At 68.6% G+C, this 442-nt stretch carries 1 protein-coding gene; it reads right to left on the bottom strand.

From position 1 onward, the window contains the following. The coding region (locus tag MJ797_RS24685; RefSeq protein WP_239341793.1) for an aldo/keto reductase at nt 1-442 on the bottom strand (442 nt) is incomplete at both ends.

A 442-nucleotide genomic window follows, 5' to 3' on the forward strand; every position in this document is an offset into this window, starting at 1 on the left:
CCGCCGTGGCCGTGGCGGGTGGCGGTGTGGTGCGCCTTGGCGAACTGCCAGGCGTACATGCTGCCGGCGCCGAGATAGCGGATCTTGCCGGTGCGGACGGCGTCGTGCAGCGTCTCGACGGTCTCCTCGATCGGGGTGTGCGGGTCCCAGCGGTGGATCTGATAGAGGTCGACGTAGTCGGTCCCGAGCCGGCGTAGCGAGTCGTCAATGGCGGTCAGGATGTGTTTGCGGGACAGGCCCCGGTCGTGGGGCCCTGGGCCGACGACGGAACCGACCTTGGTGGCGATCACGTAGTCGTCCCGGCGGGTGAAGATCTTGCGGAGGATGCGTCCGGTGATCTGCTCGCTGACGCCGCCCGAGTAGTGGTTGGCGGTGTCGAAGAAGGTGACACCGGCCTCGGCGGCACGCCGCACGATCGGTTCAGCGGCGTCCTCGTCGAGGA

The organism is Protofrankia sp. CiP3, assembly GCF_917627345.1.
Classification (GTDB): domain Bacteria; phylum Actinomycetota; class Actinomycetes; order Frankiales; family Frankiaceae; genus Protofrankia.